Below are 16,127 nucleotides of genomic sequence, written 5' to 3'. Positions count from 1 at the left end.
TAACAGGCATGGCAAAGATGAAACGGTTCAAATTTTCAGATTTGGTACGGGGGACGTATTCGCCAATGATGCGGTTTTCCCTGTTAGCAGTTTCACTGGTCCTCGCGAGTTCATTATCAGTATCGGCGGCGGTGCCTCAGTGGGAGAAGGCCTTTCCGGGGCATTCGTATTCCGCCATTGAAATCATTGCCACGATGCCATCCCTCGCTGTAATCATCATGTTGCTGTTGAGCAACTGGGTTGCCAAGTACATGAAACCCAAACGCACGGTGTTAGTCGGGCTCGGCATCAGTGGGGTGTTTGGGATCATCCCGCTGGTAGCGACCAACTACTACGTGGTGCTCTTGTCCCGGTTCTGCTTTGGAATTGGGCTCGGGTTAATTAACGGCCTCGCGGTTAGTTTGATTGGAACCTTCTTTGAAGGGAAACTGAAAGACCGCCTTATGGGGTACCGTAGTGGGTTTGAAATGCTTGGGAATGCCATTTGTGCCTACATTGCCGGGGCCCTGTTAGTTGATTACGGTTGGCACAGTTCGTTTCTTGTGTACGCCCTGGCCTTTCCGGTCGCAGGCTTGTTCTATTACTTTGTTCCAGAACCAAAGGAAGAGCCCAAAATGGAAGTGGATCAGCACTCACCACGGCTCAATCCGGACGTTGTGTTTTGGACGATGTTACTAGCGGCCTACCAAGTAACTTACGTGGGAGCAACGGTTCGGTTGTCGTCGTTTATTGAAAATACTCACATCGGAACGATTGCACAATCGGCTATGATTATCAGTATTGCCCCGTTCTTTGGACTGATGGGGGGGATCCTGTTTGGAAACGCCCTGAGTTCCTTTCGGAAGTTCATGTTGCCGTTTGCTCTGATTGCCACGGGAGTTAGTCAGTTAATCGTCGGGTTCGCGCACAGCTTCTTTACGGCAGCCCTAGGGATGTTCTTGGTAACGATGCTGGATACAATGGTGGTGACCTACATCTTGAACGTGGCAACGGACATTGCCCCTAAGGGAACTTTAAACGTGACCACTTCCATCCTGTTAATCGGGAGTAACGTTGGGATTTTTCTAGCGCCCGTGGTCTTAGGCAGTATCAATCAGGTCTTTAGTTCCAACAGTCCCCGGTTGGCCTTTTGGGTCTCTGGGATTGGCTTGTTAATTATGGGGGGCATCGGGATTTACGATCTCCTCTTCATTCGCCACAAGCTGTTTCGCTAACTAAACATGGCCATTAATTGCTCACGACCAGTTGGTTGTGAGCAATTTTTAGGCTCCCCCTTGATGAATTGGAGAAGTAGAATGCAAGCCCAGTTTCAAAATCACACGGCAGGATTCCTGTCCGTTAAAAAATTATTAACCACAGCGGGCGTCAGTAACCGCCTGTATCAAGAAGTGAAACGGCAGCCAGAGAGCCTGTTGGTCAACGGAACCCTAGTTACCCCGACCCGGTTAATTGCGCCCGCAGAAACCCTAACCGTCACCTTTCCCCCCGAACTTAGTGATCCAAACGTGCCGGCCAGTCAGGGACCCCTAGCGATTGTGTTTGAAGACGATCACTGGTTGGTGCTGAATAAGCCGGCGGGGTTAACCAGCGTCCCCGGGCCTACGAACCGCACCGATACGTTGGTGAATCGGGTCAAAGGGCATTTGATCGCTGCCGGTGCCACCGATTTACGCCCCCACGTGATTACCCGCCTCGACCGCTTTACCAGTGGCTTGGTGCTGGTAGCCAAGGATCGGCTCGCCAATAGCTACGCAAACCAGGCTCTCGCCCAGCACGCCCTTCACAAGGAATACCAGGCCGTGGTGACTGGCCAGCTTGATCAGCCCCATGGCGTGCTTGACTTTCCGATTGGACGGGTTGGAACAGAGATTGCCCGACAGGTGACTGCAAACGGTCAGGCCGCGCGGACCGAATACTGGGTGGAAAAGGCGGGAGCAACCTGTACCCGGGTTCGAGTGCAGTTGCACACGGGGCGGACGCACCAAATTCGGGTCCACTTTGCGTTTGTGGGGCATCCCTTACTCGGGGACCAACTATACGGTGGGCCGGTTTATCAGGGGATGACCCGGCAGGCCCTCCATGCGGCGCAACTGCGTTTTGATGACCCCTTTGTGGGGCAGGAGCGGAATTTTACGGCGCCCCTGCCAGCAGATATGCTAAAATATGAGTGACATGAAGGAGGCTAAAACCGTGGAAGATGGAATTAAGTTGGGGGAGCCCGCGTTTGCGAAGCTAATGTTTACCTTAAAAACGCCGGTTACCCAGCAGAATCATAAAGACTACAAGTTTATGGAATATGAAATGAGTGAAATTGCCCCCGACATCTGGGCGATGCCAGCGTACATGACCGATGAGGATGACTTTTCTCTATTCTTTATCGTGACGAAGATTGCCACGGGCGAAACTGTAGTGGCCTTTGCCACCGGAACTGCTGATGAAGCTGGTGAATTTCAGCTCAGCCAACCGATGAATACCGGAGCAGGATTAAACCAGTTGAACGAGCACGATTCACAACGGGCGGAAAACGTGTTACATTTCTTAACCCAAATTTCGAAGGCCAACGAAGGCGATTGGCGAATGGTCGAACAGGACGCGTAAGCGGAAGGGAGCACAACTGATGGCACAAATTTATTTAGCTGGTCCATTTTTTAGCGAGGATCAGATTGCACGCATTGAGAAAGTGGAACAGGCGTTGACGTCCAACCCCACGGTTCGGGACTTTTTCTCCCCCCGTAAGCACCAATCCACCCAGCATGCCCAGTTTACGAAACCCTGGGCCACTGAAATTTACCAGGCGGATATCAAAAATTTGCGGGCTGCGGAGGCGGTAGTGGCCATCATTGATTTTACCGAGGACCACGTGGATAGTGGTACGGCCTTTGAGATCGGTTATGCGGTTCAATTGGGGACGCCGGTTATCGTGCTCCATGAAAAGACCGGCACGGTTAACCTCATGATTGGGGAAAGTTTGCATGCCTACTTAACGAGTCCGGCAGCCCTTTCCGACTATGACTTTAACACCCTTCCCGCTAACGAATACGATGGTGAATTCATTTAACTAGGCAGACTGGGCGCCAATTAAAATCAGGGTGGCAAAGGAGAAACGGATGCCAGAACGAGAAGAACAACTAACGGGGCGGCGTTTTTTAAGCGTGACGTTGTTAAATTCGGCAATTACGCTCCTAGAGTTTATCGGGGGAGTGCTGTCGGGCAGTTTGTCGTTACTGTCTGACGCGGCCCATAACCTAGGAGATTCGTTGTCAATCATCTTTAGTTATGGGGCTCACGTGCTGAGTAAGCGAAAGCAAACGCGGGTGAATACCTACGGGTTTAAACGGGCCGAGATTCTGGCAGCCCTGTTTAACGCGCTCTTTTTGGTCCTGCTGTCGCTCTTTTTACTAGGGGAAGCTGTCATTCGGATCTGGCACCCGGCGCCCGTTGAAAGTGGCGTGATGATCTGGGTGGCGGTAATTAGTGCGGCTGCGAATCTCTTGTCAACTGGGCTCCTAAACCGGGGTGCGCAGCATAATTTAAACCTGAAGGCGACCTACCTCCATTTGTTAAGTGACGCGCTAGCCTCGTTAGGGATTATCGTTGGTGGGGGGCTAATCCTCTGGACCGGCTGGACCTTCATTGATCCCCTGATTACGATGGTGGTGGCGGTTTACATTATGGTGGAAAGCTGGCCGGTCATCAAAAAGACGGTGTCGATTTTAATGGAGTGTGCGCCGCACCTAGATTACGCCGCAATTAACCGCGACTTACTGGCGATTCCCGGTGTAAAGAAGGTGCACCACGTGCACGCCTTGATGGTTGATGAAAATAGCATCGTGTTTTCGGCCCACGTGAACATGGACAACATGGAGCTGAACGAGGTGCAACAGCTGTATGCCCAGATTAACCGGGTCTTACAGGATCGCTATCAGATTGAGCATGTGACCATTCAACCAGAAACGACGCAGGGTGCTGATGAAGCCTTCTTTTATGACCGTGATTATGATATTTAGCCGAAAAAAAGCAATCTCTTTGAAGAGATTGCTTTTTTGGTACGTACTTATAAAGTAGCAAAGGGATCGAGCTTGGTTGTTTCAGTGACATACCATTCGCGCCAGTCCGTGGTTGGGTTCCCATTCGCGAAAAAGGTTTGGGGAAGTTGACTTAGTAACGTTTGGTAGTCTTCGTGATTAAATTTGGCTGAAAATGCGCAAATTTCTGCGGGCACCTGGTTGCTAACGTCCATGATGGTGCGGTTGATGTCCGCGATGACGTGATTAAAGTCAAATGAAGCCATGACATCGAGTTCTTCGTTGTTTAAGAGGGAGACGTAAAAGGGAACAAAGTCGGCAATGGCCTTTTCCTGTGCGGTTGCATTTAACTCTGAAAATGATTGATTATCACTCATGCTAATCCTCCTGTGCGGTTGTGCCCAAATGTTATCTTGTTAATTATAACGATAACGAGGAAATTCGTAAAATCATTTTTCCAGTTTGGTTTTAAAACGTGGCCAAATATAGTAGGCTGGTAAGTACAGCAATTGGAACGAAGGTGGTGCTTACGGTGCGCAAACAGGAACGCAAAAAAACGCAATCATATAAAAATAAGGTCGTCCAGACGTGTCTGCTCGCGGGTAAAATTTTAATTGAAAACGGCTCCGAACTGAATCGGGTTTCAGATACAATTAAACGAATTGCCATGAACGCGGGGTTAGACGATTTAAACGCCTACGTGACGATTACCGGACTCATGATTTCTGCCAACGACGAGGCTGGCGCACAGATCAAGGAAGTGGAGCAACGTAACTTTGATTTACGCCGGATTGCCGCCGTCAACAAACTATCGCGGCGGTTTGCCGAACACAAGTTGACCATCTTTCAGTTTTACCGTTTGTTGCTCAAGGTGGAACACATTGGCCTCTACTATCCCTTCTGGCTGTTGATGGTGGCCGCCGCGGTCTTATCCGGAGCGATCACCGTGGTCTTTAACAATGATCTCCCGGATTTTTTCATCACCAGCCTGGTAGGGATGTTTGGCTGGCTGATTTTTCATGAGCTTAGCCTGCGGGTGCAGGCCAGTTTCATCAGTGAGTTTGTGTCCGCAATGGCAATCGGTGCGATGGCCATTTACGCGGTCCGGCTCGGGCTGGGGCAAAGTACCGATAACATCATCATTGGGGCCGTCATGCCCCTTGTTCCGGGGGTTCCGATTACGAATGCCGTCCGGGACTTAATCTCTGGGAATTTGATTAGTGGTCCAGCACGTGGGGTGGAGGCGCTGATTTGTGCCTGTGCCCTCGGGTTTGGGGTCTCGCTCGCATTGATTTGGTTAGGATAGGTGAGGCAAAATGTTACATTTAGTGATTGTCATTGTGGGCGTCTATGTGGCTACGTTAGGCTTTGCCTTGTTAATTAACGTTTCACCCCGGGCACTCAACCTTGGGGGCGTCGTGGCGGTGGCGGGCTACCTCGTGTACCTGGCGTACTTTACCTACATCGGTGGGTACGTAGTCGCCAACGTCGTGGGAGCCTTTGCAATTGGAATCTTTGGGATGATTGCGGCGCGTTACAAAAAAATGCCGGTGATTGTCTTTAATACGCCGGCCTTGGTCCCGCTCGTGCCGGGGGGACAAGCCTACCAGGTTATGAAGTACGTGGCGTTAAACCAACCCCACATGGCGTTTTTCTACCTGACTCAGGTCGCTATGATTGCCGGCTCAATCGCAATGGGCTTTTTACTAGCAGAGTTGTTTATTCAACTGTTTTATTACATGAAACGGCGCCTCATTCAAAAACGGAGTCCCTTATAGGGACTCCGTTTTTGGGTTGGTTAAACTTGAAATTCGATGCCGAGGACAAAGCTGGTTAAGAGAATCAGCAGCACCAAGCTGGTGATGATGACGTAGAGACGGTCGTGTTCCCGGTAAAAGGAGTAGATTGAGACGACGACCCGTAACCCGGGCGTGAGAATCAAGGCAAAAATGCCGACCATCATGATGGCATAAGGTTTACCGGCCATCAGGCCCTGAAGGAGTTGATGGAAGTTTTGCACGTGGTAGTTAGTAGCCACTCCCAAGCTGCCGTCTACGAGGTAGAAGAGCAGGCCCACGATCATAATGGTGGCTGCCACAATTACCCCCCAGCGGAGGATGGTTCCAATCGTCATTTCCACCCGGTGCATTTCCTGAGTTTCGTTTTTTGTTTCTGGTTTCATTAGATTGACACCCCAAATCCTTTGAGAATCATTTGGAAGCCGAGGTACAAGAGGATCGGAATAAAGATGATCCGCATGAGCCGGGTCGGCATGATTTGCATAATCCGGGAACCAAGCGCGGCTCCCCCGATAATCCCGAGAGCCATGGGAACGGCAATCTGGGGCAGAATGGAACCGTTAAAGAAGTAGATTGTAGCACTAGCAGCTGCCGTAACTCCCATCATGAGGTTACTGGTCGAACTCGAGGGTTTGAGCGGCATCTTCATGAAGGTATCCATGGCAATGACCTTAAACGCTCCAGAACCAATGCCGAGCAGTCCGCTCGCAATTCCTGCTCCAAACATGATGGAAAATCCGGTCGGGACGTTAGTAACTCCGTAGTCAATTTCTTTGTGGAGGTTCTTATCGTAGTAAGACCCGTTGAGACGCAGGTCCTGAGCCAGTTTGTCATCCTGGTGGGTAATTTGGTCACTGTTTTTTCCCCACAGCTTTTTAACCATGTTCGCGCCGGAAAAGAACAGGAGGAGACCAAACAAAAGGTAGAGGAACACGGGATTTAAGATTCCAGTCAAGAGGGCGCCGACGATGGCTCCGACGGAGGTCGCAATCTCTAAAAACATGGCTACCCGTAAGTTGAGGACGTTATCACGGAGGTAGGCAATCGTCGCCCCCGAACTCGTTGCGATGACGGCAATCAGGCTCGCGCCGATCGCGTATTTAATGTCTAATCCCATTCCAAGGGTCAGCACGGGGGTGATGATCATTCCCCCACCAATCCCGAGAATGGCACCGAGGATGCCGACCAAGACGCCGACCACTAGCATTAGTAAAATACTATTTAGCATGATGATTCTCCTTTAATTAAAATATAGTTTATTGTAACGCACTTCACAGCTAGACGCAGATTCGAACGGTTCGGTGCGTGGTTTAACCACGAGAATATGCTATACTAAGCGTATTGACTGAATCTGGAGGTAAGAGAAAGACATGATAATTAAAAAGGACCCAAGTCGCCCGTATAAATTAGTGATTGCGACCCTCCTGACGATTATAATCGCCGTGGCCGTTAAAACTAATTCCGGGTTCGTTAACTTTTTGGATACGTTGGTAATCGGTGGGGTGCAACATTGGGACTCGAACTTTATGACCAGTTTGTTTACCATTGTTAGCTTCATCGCGAGTCCCAAGCTGGACGTCATTTGGATGATTCTATTAGCCTTCATCCTGTGGGGCGGTCGGGATAAAATTCCGGCCGTGTTTACCATCTGCTTACTGATTGGTGGTGATGCCCTCGGGTTTGTGGTGAAAAACTTAGTGGCCCGGGATCGGCCGCCGATGCACCTGCTGAAGGATACGGGGTACAGTTTCCCGAGTGGGCACGTGCTGGGAACGGTTCTAGTGCTAAGTATCATTTGGATCGTGTTGGTTCCGATGCTGAATGACCGGACGAGTATGTGGATTGTGCGGATGATGCTAATCCTCTGGTTGATTCTGGTAATGCTGTCCCGAATTTACCTAAATGCCCATTTTCCTAGTGACGTAGTGGGCGCGGTGACCTTGGCCTATGCCTGGCTGCAAGTGGCCGAATACCTTTACGTGCGGTATGCGCCCCGGCTTGCGACCATCAAGGGATTTCAAAATAGTAACTATTAAAAAAGCTCCCGGCGGGGAGTTTTTTTTATGGCAACTGGTCCCGTTGGGAAGCCACGTAGTTTAAAAAGTGTTGGCTGGCCACGGACAGACTAGCATGATTTTGGTAGGCAAGTTCGATTGCTTGGGCAATTTCTGGCTCAGTGGCCGCCGCGTGGATGTGAAAGTCGGAATTACCGACCATTAGCTCAGAGACCAGGCTCACCCCGAGCCCGGCTGCTACCATGGCTAGGACGGTATAGTCGTCTTGGATTTGGTCCTTAATGTTGGGGTTAATTTTCAAGGATGCAAATGCCGCACGGACGTCACTGTGAGTGCCCTCGGGGATCAAAATCAGGTTGTGCGACTGGGCTTTTAAAGCGGCGAGAGAAACGACCGCCTGATCGGCTAACGGATGGTCGGTGGGCATCACCGCTAGCAATCGCTCACGTTTAAGCGGTACGGTGGTCAGACCCTTGGCTCGGGTCTGTTTTAAAAATCCGAGGTCAACTTTGCCACTATCAACGTCCGCGCGGATTTCGTCATAATCACCCTGAAAGAGGGTGAAGTGGACGTGCGGGTGTTGTTGTTCGAAGCCCTTGATTAAGCCCGGCAACCAGTAGCGCGAGATACTATTGCTCGCACCAATTCGGACCGTTCCGGTTTCCAGACCGTTGATTTGCTGGGCGAGGTGCTGGGCCTCCGTGTACTGACGTAACAAGCGTTGAAATTCGGGATAAAGTTTAACGCCCGCGGGGGTCAAACTGATGCCCCGGCGGGATCGTTTAAGCAGTTGCACGTTAAACTCGGCCTCAAGCCCGGCCACGGTTTGGCTAATGGCCGACTGGGTATACCCGAGTTCATGGGCCGCCTTCGTAAAGCTCCCGGTTTCAATGATTTTTTGGAACACGACAAAACGATTCATTACATCAGTTCTCCTAATGTTTAAATTGAAAAGATTAATTTTACTTATCTAAGTATAGTGGGTAAGATAAAAGACGTCAATGAAATTGGCTCGGCTTAGCCCGAGCACGAAGGGGAGACGCTTATGTTTAAACGCATTTTTCAGCGAGAATCAGTTGCTAACTACCTCAAGGCGGATGCCCGCTTAAGCCGGACCTTAACCGCATGGGACTTAGTGGCCCTCGGGATCGGGGCGGTGATTGGAACCGGGATCTTCATTCTGCCCGGTCACGAAGCTGCCCAGCATGCTGGTCCCGCGGTGGCGGTCGCCTTCTTACTAGCGGCCTTACTATCGGGGGTCGTTGGGATGGCCTATGCGGAATTCTCGTCCGCAATGCCGATTGCCGGATCCGCCTACTCATTTGGAACGGTAATCTATGGAGAAATTATTGGTTGGCTGATTGGTTGGGCCTTGATTCTGGAATATTTCTTAGCCGTTTCTGCCGAGGCCACCGGGTTTGCGGCCTACTTTAACAATAACCTATTAGCTCCGGTCGGCATTAAGTTACCGGCGGCGTTGCAAGCAGGCCCGCTGGAAGGGGGAGTGGTCAACCTGACGGCGGTCCTGATTATCGTGGTTATCGCGCTCATCATCGTGAAGGGAGCGGACCTTTCGAAAAAGGTAGAAAACACCGCGGTGCTGGTCAAAATTGCAATTATCATCATTTTCATTGGGATCGGCATTTTTTACATTAAATCCAGTAACTACGTTCCCTTTTATCCGAAGCAATTCCATGGCGCGCCCTTCGGCCTTGGTGGAATTTCAACCGCCGCGGCCACGGTCTTCTTTGCCTTTATCGGGTTCGATGCGCTGGCAGCTAACTCCGCAGAAACGATTAATCCACAGCGGAACGTGGTCCGGGGGATCCTGGGCACGGTTCTAATTGCTGTTGTTTTGTACGTGGCGTTCTCACTGGTCTTGGTCGGAATGGTGCCCTACACCAAACTGAACGTGGATGATCCCGCTGCCTATGCCCTTCACTTGGTTCACCTCGATGGGTGGAACAAGTTGATTACCATTGGGGCGCTGTTTGGAATCTTTACCGCCATGGTGACGATGTTCTTTGGGGGTCTCGGTTAGTCTACGCCCTCGGTCGGGACGGCTTATTATCGAAAAAGATGGGGCAGGTTCATGCTCAGTCGAAGGTGCCCAGGAACGCTGTCGTGGTCGCCTTACTCGTTCAAGCCTTCTTCGCGGGAGTTGTTCCGCTAGCCCAACTGGCTTCGCTGATTAACGCGGGGACCCTGCTGGCCTTTGCCAGCATTTCCTTTGGAATTATTCCCCTTAGGCACCGTCGAGACCTTCCAAACGATGGGTTTAAAATGCCGTGGTACCCAGTCCTACCGGTTTTGGCCGGCTTGTGTAGCATTTACTTCATCATGATGCTGCCCACCACCAAGGTTGCAGTGGGGATATGGCTTGCAATCGGGTTGGTAGTGTACTTTAGCTACGGTCTGTGGCACTCTAAACTGCAACACCGTAACGCAACAGACTAAAAACAGGATGGCCTTAGCCATCCTGTTTTTAGTCGTTAATCAGTTGAGCGCCGAGCGCGGTTTGAAAGTGTTGTAGGGCAAAGGCTTGGTTTTCCGGCGAAAAGCTTGCGGTGGCGTGCGGATGGATTACCAGTTGATAACCCAGGTTATAGGCGCTAACTGCCGTATGCAACAGGCAGATGTCGGTGGCTACTCCCGTGAGATGGAGTTCGGTGATGCCCCGCGCCCGGAGTTGAAGGTCAAGATCCGTGCCGGCAAAAGCGCTGTACCGGGTCTTGGGCATCTCCCACACCGTGGGTTCCGCTCGGTGTGCCTCGTACCAGGGTTCGAGTTCACCGTAAAATTGCCGCCCCCAACTGCCGGCGAGGTTGTGCGGGGCAAAGAGCTTGCTTTCGGGGTGGTAGGGATCGTGGGCGTGGTGTAAATCAGTGGGCAAGATGACCAGCTGGCCCGTTTCCCAGAAGCGCTGAGCGATGTTGATAATCGCCGGTTCGGCCGCCTGGGCGGGTTCTCCGAGTGTCAGGGCGCCGTTTGGTGCGACAAAGTCGTTGGTATAGTCGATAATTAGTAACGCGGCGGGTTGATTAGTATGAGACATGAACAAGACTCCTTTCTAAGTTCCTTGTTTTCCTTAGTATAGCAAAGCCAGCGGCTGATGGGGTGATTTGCATTTTAGTTGAGAAACTTCTATACTACTAAAAGAATTGCATAATTGAAAATCTAAATTTGAAATCTAAAAAGAGGAGCAATTTTCATCAGTAACCCGGCGGAGGGCACCAGCCCATTGAACCCAGGTGAAAGGGAACGTTGCCGAAATCGGATGGTTGGTACCCAGCTGGTTGGGCCTTGGTTCAACAAATCAAGGACTGTCGCACTTGCATGCGGAGCGCTTTAGCAGACGGAATACGAATGGCAAAGTGGGGACTCTTCTGGATTAAGAAGGGTCTTTTTTTAGGTTTTAGTAGCGTTAAAAACACAGGAGGAACGAAGATGGAAGCAGAAAAGGGAACCCAACACGTTAAGCGGGGCTTAAAGTCGCGGCACGTGTCAATGATCGCCCTCGGTGGGTGTATTGGAACGGGACTGTTTGTAGCAAGTGGCGGAGCCATTAGTAAGGCCGGTCCCGGTGGTGCGCTCGTTGCGTACGTGTTAATGGGAATCATGGTCTACTTTTTGATGACGAGTTTGGGTGAGATGGCAACCAACCTGCCGGTCTCTGGTTCATTTTCAACGTATGCCGCGAAGTACGTTGATCCGGCGTTAGGATTTGCCATGGGGTGGAACTACTGGTTTAACTGGGCGATTACCGTGGCCGTTGATGTGTCCACGGTTTCCTTGGTCATGGCGTTCTGGTTCCCCCATTTTCCCGCGTGGATTTGGAGTGCCGTGGCGCTGATCTTGATTTTTGTGATTAACGCACTGGCCGTGTCGGCCTTTGGAGAAACCGAGTTTTGGATGTCACTAATCAAGGTAATTACGATCATTATCTTCTTAATCGTGGGTTTTTTAACGATCGTTGGGATTATGGGTGGTCATGCCACGGGCTTAAGTAACTTTACCTATAAGCAGGCGCCGTTTGTTCACGGGATTCCGGGAATCATCAGCGTCTTCGTCGTTGCTGGATTTTCGTTTCAGGGAACCGAATTAGTCGGAATTACCGCTGGAGAAGCTGACGACCCGCAAAAGAGCGTGCCCAAGGCGATTCATGAGGTGTTCTGGCGGATCATCTTGTTTTACTTTTTGGCGATCTTTGTGATTGCCGCGGTGATTCCCTACACGAGTCCAGATTTACTGGGATCATCCGCTAGTGACGTCTCAATCAGTCCCTTTACGATTGTCTTTGAACGGGCCGGGTTAGCCGCGGCTGCCAGTGTGATGAATGCGGTTATTTTAACGTCCGTAATTTCCTCGGCAAACTCCGGGATGTATGCGTCAACGCGGATGCTCTATTCCATGGCTGATGAAGGGTATGCCCCGAAGTTCTTTGGCAAAATTAGTAAGAACGGAATTCCGTTCCTCGCCCTCTTAGCCACCACGGTTGTGGCCCTACTGACCTTCTTAACTAGCTTGGTTGGCCCGCAAATTTACCTCTGGCTCGTGGCCGCCTCAGGGTTAACCGGCTTTATTGCTTGGTTTGGGATTGCTTTATCCCACTACCGGTTCCGGCGGGCGTTCATTAAGCAGGGGCATCATTTGGATGAACTCAAGTACCACGCCACCTGGTTCCCCTTTGGCCCATTGTTATGTTTGATCTTATGTATCGTGGTAATTTTTGGTCAAGACATTGGGTCCTTTGTACAGGGCAAGTGGTTTGAAATTGCAGTGACCTACATCAGTGTGCCACTCTTCTTAATTTTGTTCTTTGGTTACAAGTTGGTGCACCACACGCATTTGATTCCGCTTGATCAGGTGGACGTGTCTCCCGCTAATTTAGATGACGAGCAGCAGGCGCACAATTAATGCTACAATGGAAACTGGTTAGAAACCAGTTGCAGGGGAGGAATCCACATGATCGTTTTATCAGGCCCCATTGGGGCGGGAAAGACCTCGTTAACCACCTTACTCGCCGAGCATCTTAATGCCCCGGCGTTTTACGAATCGGTCGATGATAACGAGATTTTACCGTTGTTTTACAAAGACCCACAAAAATACGCCTTTTTACTACAAATTTATTTTTTGAACAAACGGTTAGCGGCGATTAAAGCAGCGAATGCCGACCGCTACAGCGTCATGGACCGCTCGTTGTTTGAAGATTCGCTGTTATTTCATTTAAACGCCGATCTCGGGCGTTCAACGGCAACGGAAGTAGCCACCTACGATTCGTTGTTGCACAACATGCTCGAGCCAGTCGGTCCCGCTGACTATCAAAAGCTCCCCGATTTATTGATCTACTTACACGTTTCCTTTGATACGATGCTGCAGCGGATTAAGAAGCGTGGCCGCAGTTATGAGCAACTTGACCACGATGCGAGCCTCTATGACTACTACCGGGAGTTAAACGAACGGTATGATACCTGGTTTGCCCAGTACGAGCTCTCGCCGAAGTTGGAGATTGATGGTGATCAGCTCGAGTTTGTGGAGGATCCTGCAGCGCGTGACCAAATTTTTGCCCTGGTGGATGCAAAAATTAACCAAATCTTTGCCTAGATATTGTATAATGAAGAAAACACAAACTAATGGCGTAGTTTCAGTAGAACCACAGAGAGGTGACGGGGGGTGCGAGTCATCGTTCGAAATTCCGCTACGCTTCGGGGCAGTTAATCCTGCACGGTGATTCCGTTACTAATCCCAATGAGTGTCTGACGTAGTCAGGAACTTGGGTGGTACCGCGAACAAAGACCTTCGTCCCAATTAGGGCGGGGGTCTTTTTACGTAAATACAGCTAATTATAGGAGGTAGTAACATGATTGACATTAAGTTAGTGCGGCAAAAACCTGATTGGTTCAAGGAAAAAATGGCCACCCGGGGCGTGAGTGCCGAAACGGTGGATCACCTTTTGGAACTAGATCAGCGGCGCCGGGAATTGATTGTCCAAACAGAACAACTAAAGGCCGAACGGAATTCGGTCTCAGATCAAATTTCGCAGTTAAAACGGCAAAAAGCGGATGCTGAGGCGCCCATTCAACGGATGCGCGAGGTCGGAAAAGCGATTAAACAGCTGGACCAGGATTTAGAGCAAGTTGAACAAGCAGAACAGGATGTGGCGGCGCACCTGCCAAACATTCCTAACGATCAGGTGCCCGTGAGTCTGACGGAAGCGGGCGCCGTGGAACTGCGTAAGGTGGGGACGCCCCGCCACTTTAAGTTTCAACCGCAATCCCACTGGGAAATTGGGGAACACTTAGACATCCTGGACTTTCAACGCAGTGCCAAGGTTGCCGGAAGTCGGTTTGTCTACTACTTAGGGGCCGGCGCCATGTTAGAACGGGCCGTCTACAATTTCTACCTCGATGAAAATGACCGCGCGGGCTACACGGAAGTCTTGCCTCCATACATGGTTAACTCAGCTTCGATGTATGGTACGGGGCAGTTTCCCAAGTTCTTGGAAACAAAAGCCGGCTTTGAAATCGCTGATAGTGACCTCACCATGATCCCGACGGCTGAAGTTCCGTTGGTAAACTTTTACCGGGATGAAGTGATTCCAGCTGAGCAGCTCCCAGTGAAGTTTACCGCGTTAACGCCTGCCTTTCGGTCGGAAGCCGGCAGTGCCGGTCGCGATACCAAGGGCTTAATCCGGCTTCACCAGTTTAACAAGGTTGAGATGGTGCAATTTACGAAGCCAGCGGACTCCTGGGCAGCACTCGAAAACATTACGCACCAGGCGGAAAGTTCCCTGCAAAAACTGGGCTTACCGTACCACGTGATTACCCTAACCTCGAGTGATATGAGCTTTACGGCTGCTATGACCCACGACATTGAGGTCTGGATGCCATCGCAGGACTGTTACCGAGAAATCTCCAGTTGTTCGAATACGACTGACTTTCAGGCGCGTCGGGCGCACATTCAGTACCGGGATGAAACCGGGAAACTGCAGTACGTCCACACGTTAAACGGTTCGGGACTCGCCGTGGGGCGGACCGTGGCTGCCATTTTGGAAAATTACCAAAACGAAGATGGCTCGGTGAACATTCCGGAAGTCCTGCAACCATACATGCACGGGATGCAAAAAATCACCCAACAACAATTATTCTAAGTTCGAAGAGCGACGGATGCGTCGCTCTTTTTTCGTGGTTAAAATTCGTGATTTCGCCAATTTATGGCTATCCAAAAGTAAGTTACCGGTTTAAAACGATAAAATACGAACTATTTATCCGGTTTAGGTTGTAATTGTTAATTTAAATGTGGTAAAATAAAGCCATTCTTAGTTGAGGAGGAGCGCAATGAAGGTCAAAAAATTACTGAAGGTGGGTTGCTTAGCGCTGGTCTTGCTCGTAATCGGGGGCGGTCTGAGCGGATGTAAACATCACTCACGGGCGGAGAACTACCAACCCAAACGACTAGTGGTGGAATTTAATCCGTCTTCAAACGCCGGCAAGATGGAAGCCCGGGCGAAACCACTGGAAAAAATGCTGGAGCAACAATTACACATTCCGGTGAAGGTGGTCGTGGCGACCAGCGGGAGTTCGATGGTCGAAGCACTGGGGTCCAAGACGGCGGACGTGGCCTTCTTGTCACCAACGGCGTACGTGCTGGGGCACGCTAACTACGGGGTGAAAGCCATCTTACAAGCAACGCGGTATCGGTATGGATCAGATGCCACGGAAGACATTACGAACGTGCCGACGAACACCTACTTGGGTGAAATTGTGGTGAAAAAGAACGGTAAGGTGAACAAGCTGAGTGATCTAAAGGGAAAGAAGATTGCCATTCAGGATACGACGTCGACCGCTGGCTATATTTTCCCGGCCGTGGAATTAGCCGACCGCGGGATTAACATCCACAAAAACGGGATTAAGACCTTCACCGTGAAGGGAGCGGACCAAGGGGTTCTATCCGTATATAACGGGAATGCCGATGCTGCCTTTGTGTTCCAAGGAGCGCGGAAAATTGCGGCTAAGGATGATCCAAATATCATGAAGGAGACGGCTGTTTTGTATAAAACCCATCCCATCCCGAACGATACCATTTCGGTGCGGCGGGATATGAGTCCCAAGTGGGATAAGAAAATTGCCCGAGCCTTTCAAACGATTGCGAAGTCCAAACAAGGGCACCAGATTATCTATGAACTTTATAGTCATCAGGGGTATGTGCCGGTTCAGGATCATGAATTTGACAGTGTGCGGACCAATTTGAAAAAAGTCGGCCGGTTAGACGAGTAGGGGGAGACAGAC

The 16,127-nt window shown here is 50.6% G+C and carries 17 protein-coding genes, 1 pseudogene and 1 riboswitch; of the genes and pseudogenes, 13 read left to right on the top strand and 5 right to left on the bottom strand.

Annotation, left to right across the window (positions count from 1 at the left end; all coding sequences use genetic code 11):
* Positions 1 to 8 precede the first annotated feature (8 nt).
* From M8332_RS05450 to M8332_RS05430, 5 genes are all read left to right on the top strand, one after another.
* Positions 9 to 1,214 (top strand): MFS transporter, encoded by a 1,206-nt coding sequence (locus M8332_RS05450; protein ID WP_252779808.1) that lies wholly within the window; start codon positions 9 to 11, stop codon positions 1,212 to 1,214.
* A gap of 81 nt (positions 1,215 to 1,295) precedes the next feature.
* Positions 1,296 to 2,171 (top strand): RluA family pseudouridine synthase, encoded by an 876-nt coding sequence (locus M8332_RS05445; protein WP_252779807.1) that lies wholly within the window; start codon positions 1,296 to 1,298, stop codon positions 2,169 to 2,171.
* Positions 2,172 to 2,190: 19 nt separating this feature from the next.
* On the top strand, positions 2,191 to 2,598 hold the full coding sequence (locus tag M8332_RS05440) for a hypothetical protein (protein WP_252779806.1): 408 nt from the start codon (positions 2,191 to 2,193) through the stop codon (positions 2,596 to 2,598).
* Between the two features lie 19 nt (positions 2,599 to 2,617).
* On the top strand, positions 2,618 to 3,058 hold the full coding sequence (locus tag M8332_RS05435) for a nucleoside 2-deoxyribosyltransferase (RefSeq protein ID WP_252779805.1): 441 nt from the start codon (positions 2,618 to 2,620) through the stop codon (positions 3,056 to 3,058).
* A 49-nt stretch (positions 3,059 to 3,107) separates the two neighbouring features.
* A complete protein-coding gene (locus M8332_RS05430) occupies positions 3,108 to 4,007 on the top strand; it encodes a cation diffusion facilitator family transporter (RefSeq protein ID WP_252779804.1) in 900 nt (299 codons plus the stop codon).
* Positions 4,008 to 4,054: 47 nt separating this feature from the next.
* Here M8332_RS05430 and M8332_RS05425 read toward each other — a convergent pair whose 3' ends face one another.
* On the bottom strand, positions 4,055 to 4,402 hold the full coding sequence (locus M8332_RS05425; protein WP_252779802.1) for a hypothetical protein: 348 nt from the start codon (positions 4,400 to 4,402) through the stop codon (positions 4,055 to 4,057).
* A gap of 98 nt (positions 4,403 to 4,500) precedes the next feature.
* Here M8332_RS05425 and M8332_RS05420 point away from each other — a divergent pair, with 98 nt between their 5' ends.
* Positions 4,501 to 5,331, top strand: a complete 831-nt coding sequence (locus tag M8332_RS05420; protein ID WP_353937849.1) for a threonine/serine exporter family protein — start codon at positions 4,501 to 4,503, stop codon at positions 5,329 to 5,331.
* Positions 5,332 to 5,341: 10 nt separating this feature from the next.
* On the top strand, positions 5,342 to 5,803 hold the full coding sequence (locus M8332_RS05415; protein ID WP_252779801.1) for a threonine/serine exporter family protein: 462 nt from the start codon (positions 5,342 to 5,344) through the stop codon (positions 5,801 to 5,803).
* A gap of 20 nt (positions 5,804 to 5,823) precedes the next feature.
* Here the strand turns inward: M8332_RS05415 and M8332_RS05410 are convergent, their stop codons facing one another.
* Both M8332_RS05410 and M8332_RS05405 read right to left on the bottom strand, forming a co-directional pair.
* Positions 5,824 to 6,207: a DUF1634 domain-containing protein gene (locus tag M8332_RS05410; RefSeq protein WP_252779799.1), complete on the bottom strand. Its 384-nt coding sequence runs from the start codon at positions 6,205 to 6,207 to the stop codon at positions 5,824 to 5,826.
* Positions 6,207 to 7,052 carry a sulfite exporter TauE/SafE family protein gene (locus M8332_RS05405; protein WP_252779797.1) on the bottom strand — a complete coding sequence of 282 codons (846 nt, stop codon included), beginning with the start codon at positions 7,050 to 7,052 and terminating at the stop codon, positions 6,207 to 6,209. Before M8332_RS05405 ends, M8332_RS05410 begins: the two co-directional genes overlap by 1 nt.
* 142 nt (positions 7,053 to 7,194) lie before the next feature.
* On the opposite strand from M8332_RS05405, the gene M8332_RS05400 reads away from it, so the two are divergent.
* A complete protein-coding gene (locus M8332_RS05400) occupies positions 7,195 to 7,860 on the top strand; it encodes a phosphatase PAP2 family protein (RefSeq protein WP_252779796.1) in 666 nt (221 codons plus the stop codon).
* Positions 7,861 to 7,885: 25 nt separating this feature from the next.
* On the opposite strand, the gene M8332_RS05395 is transcribed toward M8332_RS05400, so the two are convergent.
* A complete protein-coding gene (locus M8332_RS05395; protein WP_252779794.1) occupies positions 7,886 to 8,761 on the bottom strand; it encodes a LysR family transcriptional regulator in 876 nt (291 codons plus the stop codon).
* A 123-nt stretch (positions 8,762 to 8,884) separates the two neighbouring features.
* Between M8332_RS05395 and M8332_RS05390 the strand changes: the two are divergent.
* A pseudogene (locus M8332_RS05390) lies at positions 8,885 to 10,296 on the top strand (APC family permease).
* Positions 10,297 to 10,324: 28 nt separating this feature from the next.
* Here the strand turns inward: M8332_RS05390 and M8332_RS05385 are convergent.
* A complete protein-coding gene (locus tag M8332_RS05385) occupies positions 10,325 to 10,894 on the bottom strand; it encodes a cysteine hydrolase family protein (protein ID WP_252779792.1) in 570 nt (189 codons plus the stop codon).
* Positions 10,895 to 11,026: 132 nt separating this feature from the next.
* Positions 11,027 to 11,196, top strand: a riboswitch (Lysine riboswitch).
* 90 nt (positions 11,197 to 11,286) lie between these two features.
* On the opposite strand from M8332_RS05385, the gene M8332_RS05380 reads away from it, so the two are divergent.
* The 4 genes from M8332_RS05380 to M8332_RS05365 all read left to right on the top strand — a co-directional run bounded on the left by M8332_RS05380 (position 11,287) and on the right by M8332_RS05365 (position 16,115).
* The gene (locus M8332_RS05380) at positions 11,287 to 12,756 is read left to right on the top strand and encodes an amino acid permease (protein ID WP_252779790.1); all 1,470 of its coding nucleotides are present in this window, start codon (positions 11,287 to 11,289) and stop codon (positions 12,754 to 12,756) included.
* Positions 12,757 to 12,804: 48 nt separating this feature from the next.
* Entirely contained in the window at positions 12,805 to 13,443 is a 639-nt protein-coding gene (locus M8332_RS05375) for a deoxynucleoside kinase (protein WP_252779789.1), read from the top strand.
* 256 nt (positions 13,444 to 13,699) lie between these two features.
* Complete coding sequence (serS, locus tag M8332_RS05370; RefSeq protein WP_289847009.1) at positions 13,700 to 14,989, top strand: serine--tRNA ligase; 1,290 nt, start codon at positions 13,700 to 13,702, stop codon at positions 14,987 to 14,989.
* A gap of 187 nt (positions 14,990 to 15,176) precedes the next feature.
* Positions 15,177 to 16,115, top strand: a complete 939-nt coding sequence (locus tag M8332_RS05365; protein WP_252779787.1) for a phosphate/phosphite/phosphonate ABC transporter substrate-binding protein — start codon at positions 15,177 to 15,179, stop codon at positions 16,113 to 16,115.
* The last annotated feature ends 12 nt before the right edge of the window (positions 16,116 to 16,127 follow it).

Origin of the sequence: Fructilactobacillus ixorae (genome assembly GCF_024029915.1) — a bacterium.
Lineage (GTDB): Bacteria > Bacillota > Bacilli > Lactobacillales > Lactobacillaceae > Fructilactobacillus > Fructilactobacillus ixorae.
This window is presented reverse-complemented; position numbering and strand designations above follow the sequence as displayed.

Excerpts from the sequence above, each read along its gene's own strand:
- serS (WP_289847009.1), top strand. The coding sequence starts at position 13,700 with ATGATTGACATTAAGTTAGTGCGGCAAAAACCTGATTGGTTCAAGGAA.
- M8332_RS05380 (WP_252779790.1), top strand. The coding sequence starts at position 11,287 with ATGGAAGCAGAAAAGGGAACCCAACACGTTAAGCGGGGCTTAAAGTCG.
- M8332_RS05430 (WP_252779804.1), top strand. The coding sequence starts at position 3,108 with ATGCCAGAACGAGAAGAACAACTAACGGGGCGGCGTTTTTTAAGCGTG.
- M8332_RS05435 (WP_252779805.1), top strand. The coding sequence starts at position 2,618 with ATGGCACAAATTTATTTAGCTGGTCCATTTTTTAGCGAGGATCAGATT.
- M8332_RS05410 (WP_252779799.1), bottom strand. The coding sequence starts at position 6,207 with ATGAAACCAGAAACAAAAAACGAAACTCAGGAAATGCACCGGGTGGAA.
- M8332_RS05375 (WP_252779789.1), top strand. The coding sequence starts at position 12,805 with ATGATCGTTTTATCAGGCCCCATTGGGGCGGGAAAGACCTCGTTAACC.
- M8332_RS05405 (WP_252779797.1), bottom strand. The coding sequence starts at position 7,052 with ATGCTAAATAGTATTTTACTAATGCTAGTGGTCGGCGTCTTGGTCGGC.
- M8332_RS05445 (WP_252779807.1), top strand. The coding sequence starts at position 1,296 with ATGCAAGCCCAGTTTCAAAATCACACGGCAGGATTCCTGTCCGTTAAA.
- M8332_RS05425 (WP_252779802.1), bottom strand. The coding sequence starts at position 4,402 with ATGAGTGATAATCAATCATTTTCAGAGTTAAATGCAACCGCACAGGAA.
- M8332_RS05450 (WP_252779808.1), top strand. The coding sequence starts at position 9 with ATGGCAAAGATGAAACGGTTCAAATTTTCAGATTTGGTACGGGGGACG.
- M8332_RS05365 (WP_252779787.1), top strand. The coding sequence starts at position 15,177 with ATGAAGGTCAAAAAATTACTGAAGGTGGGTTGCTTAGCGCTGGTCTTG.
- M8332_RS05415 (WP_252779801.1), top strand. The coding sequence starts at position 5,342 with ATGTTACATTTAGTGATTGTCATTGTGGGCGTCTATGTGGCTACGTTA.
- M8332_RS05395 (WP_252779794.1), bottom strand. The coding sequence starts at position 8,761 with ATGAATCGTTTTGTCGTGTTCCAAAAAATCATTGAAACCGGGAGCTTT.
- M8332_RS05385 (WP_252779792.1), bottom strand. The coding sequence starts at position 10,894 with ATGTCTCATACTAATCAACCCGCCGCGTTACTAATTATCGACTATACC.
- M8332_RS05400 (WP_252779796.1), top strand. The coding sequence starts at position 7,195 with ATGATAATTAAAAAGGACCCAAGTCGCCCGTATAAATTAGTGATTGCG.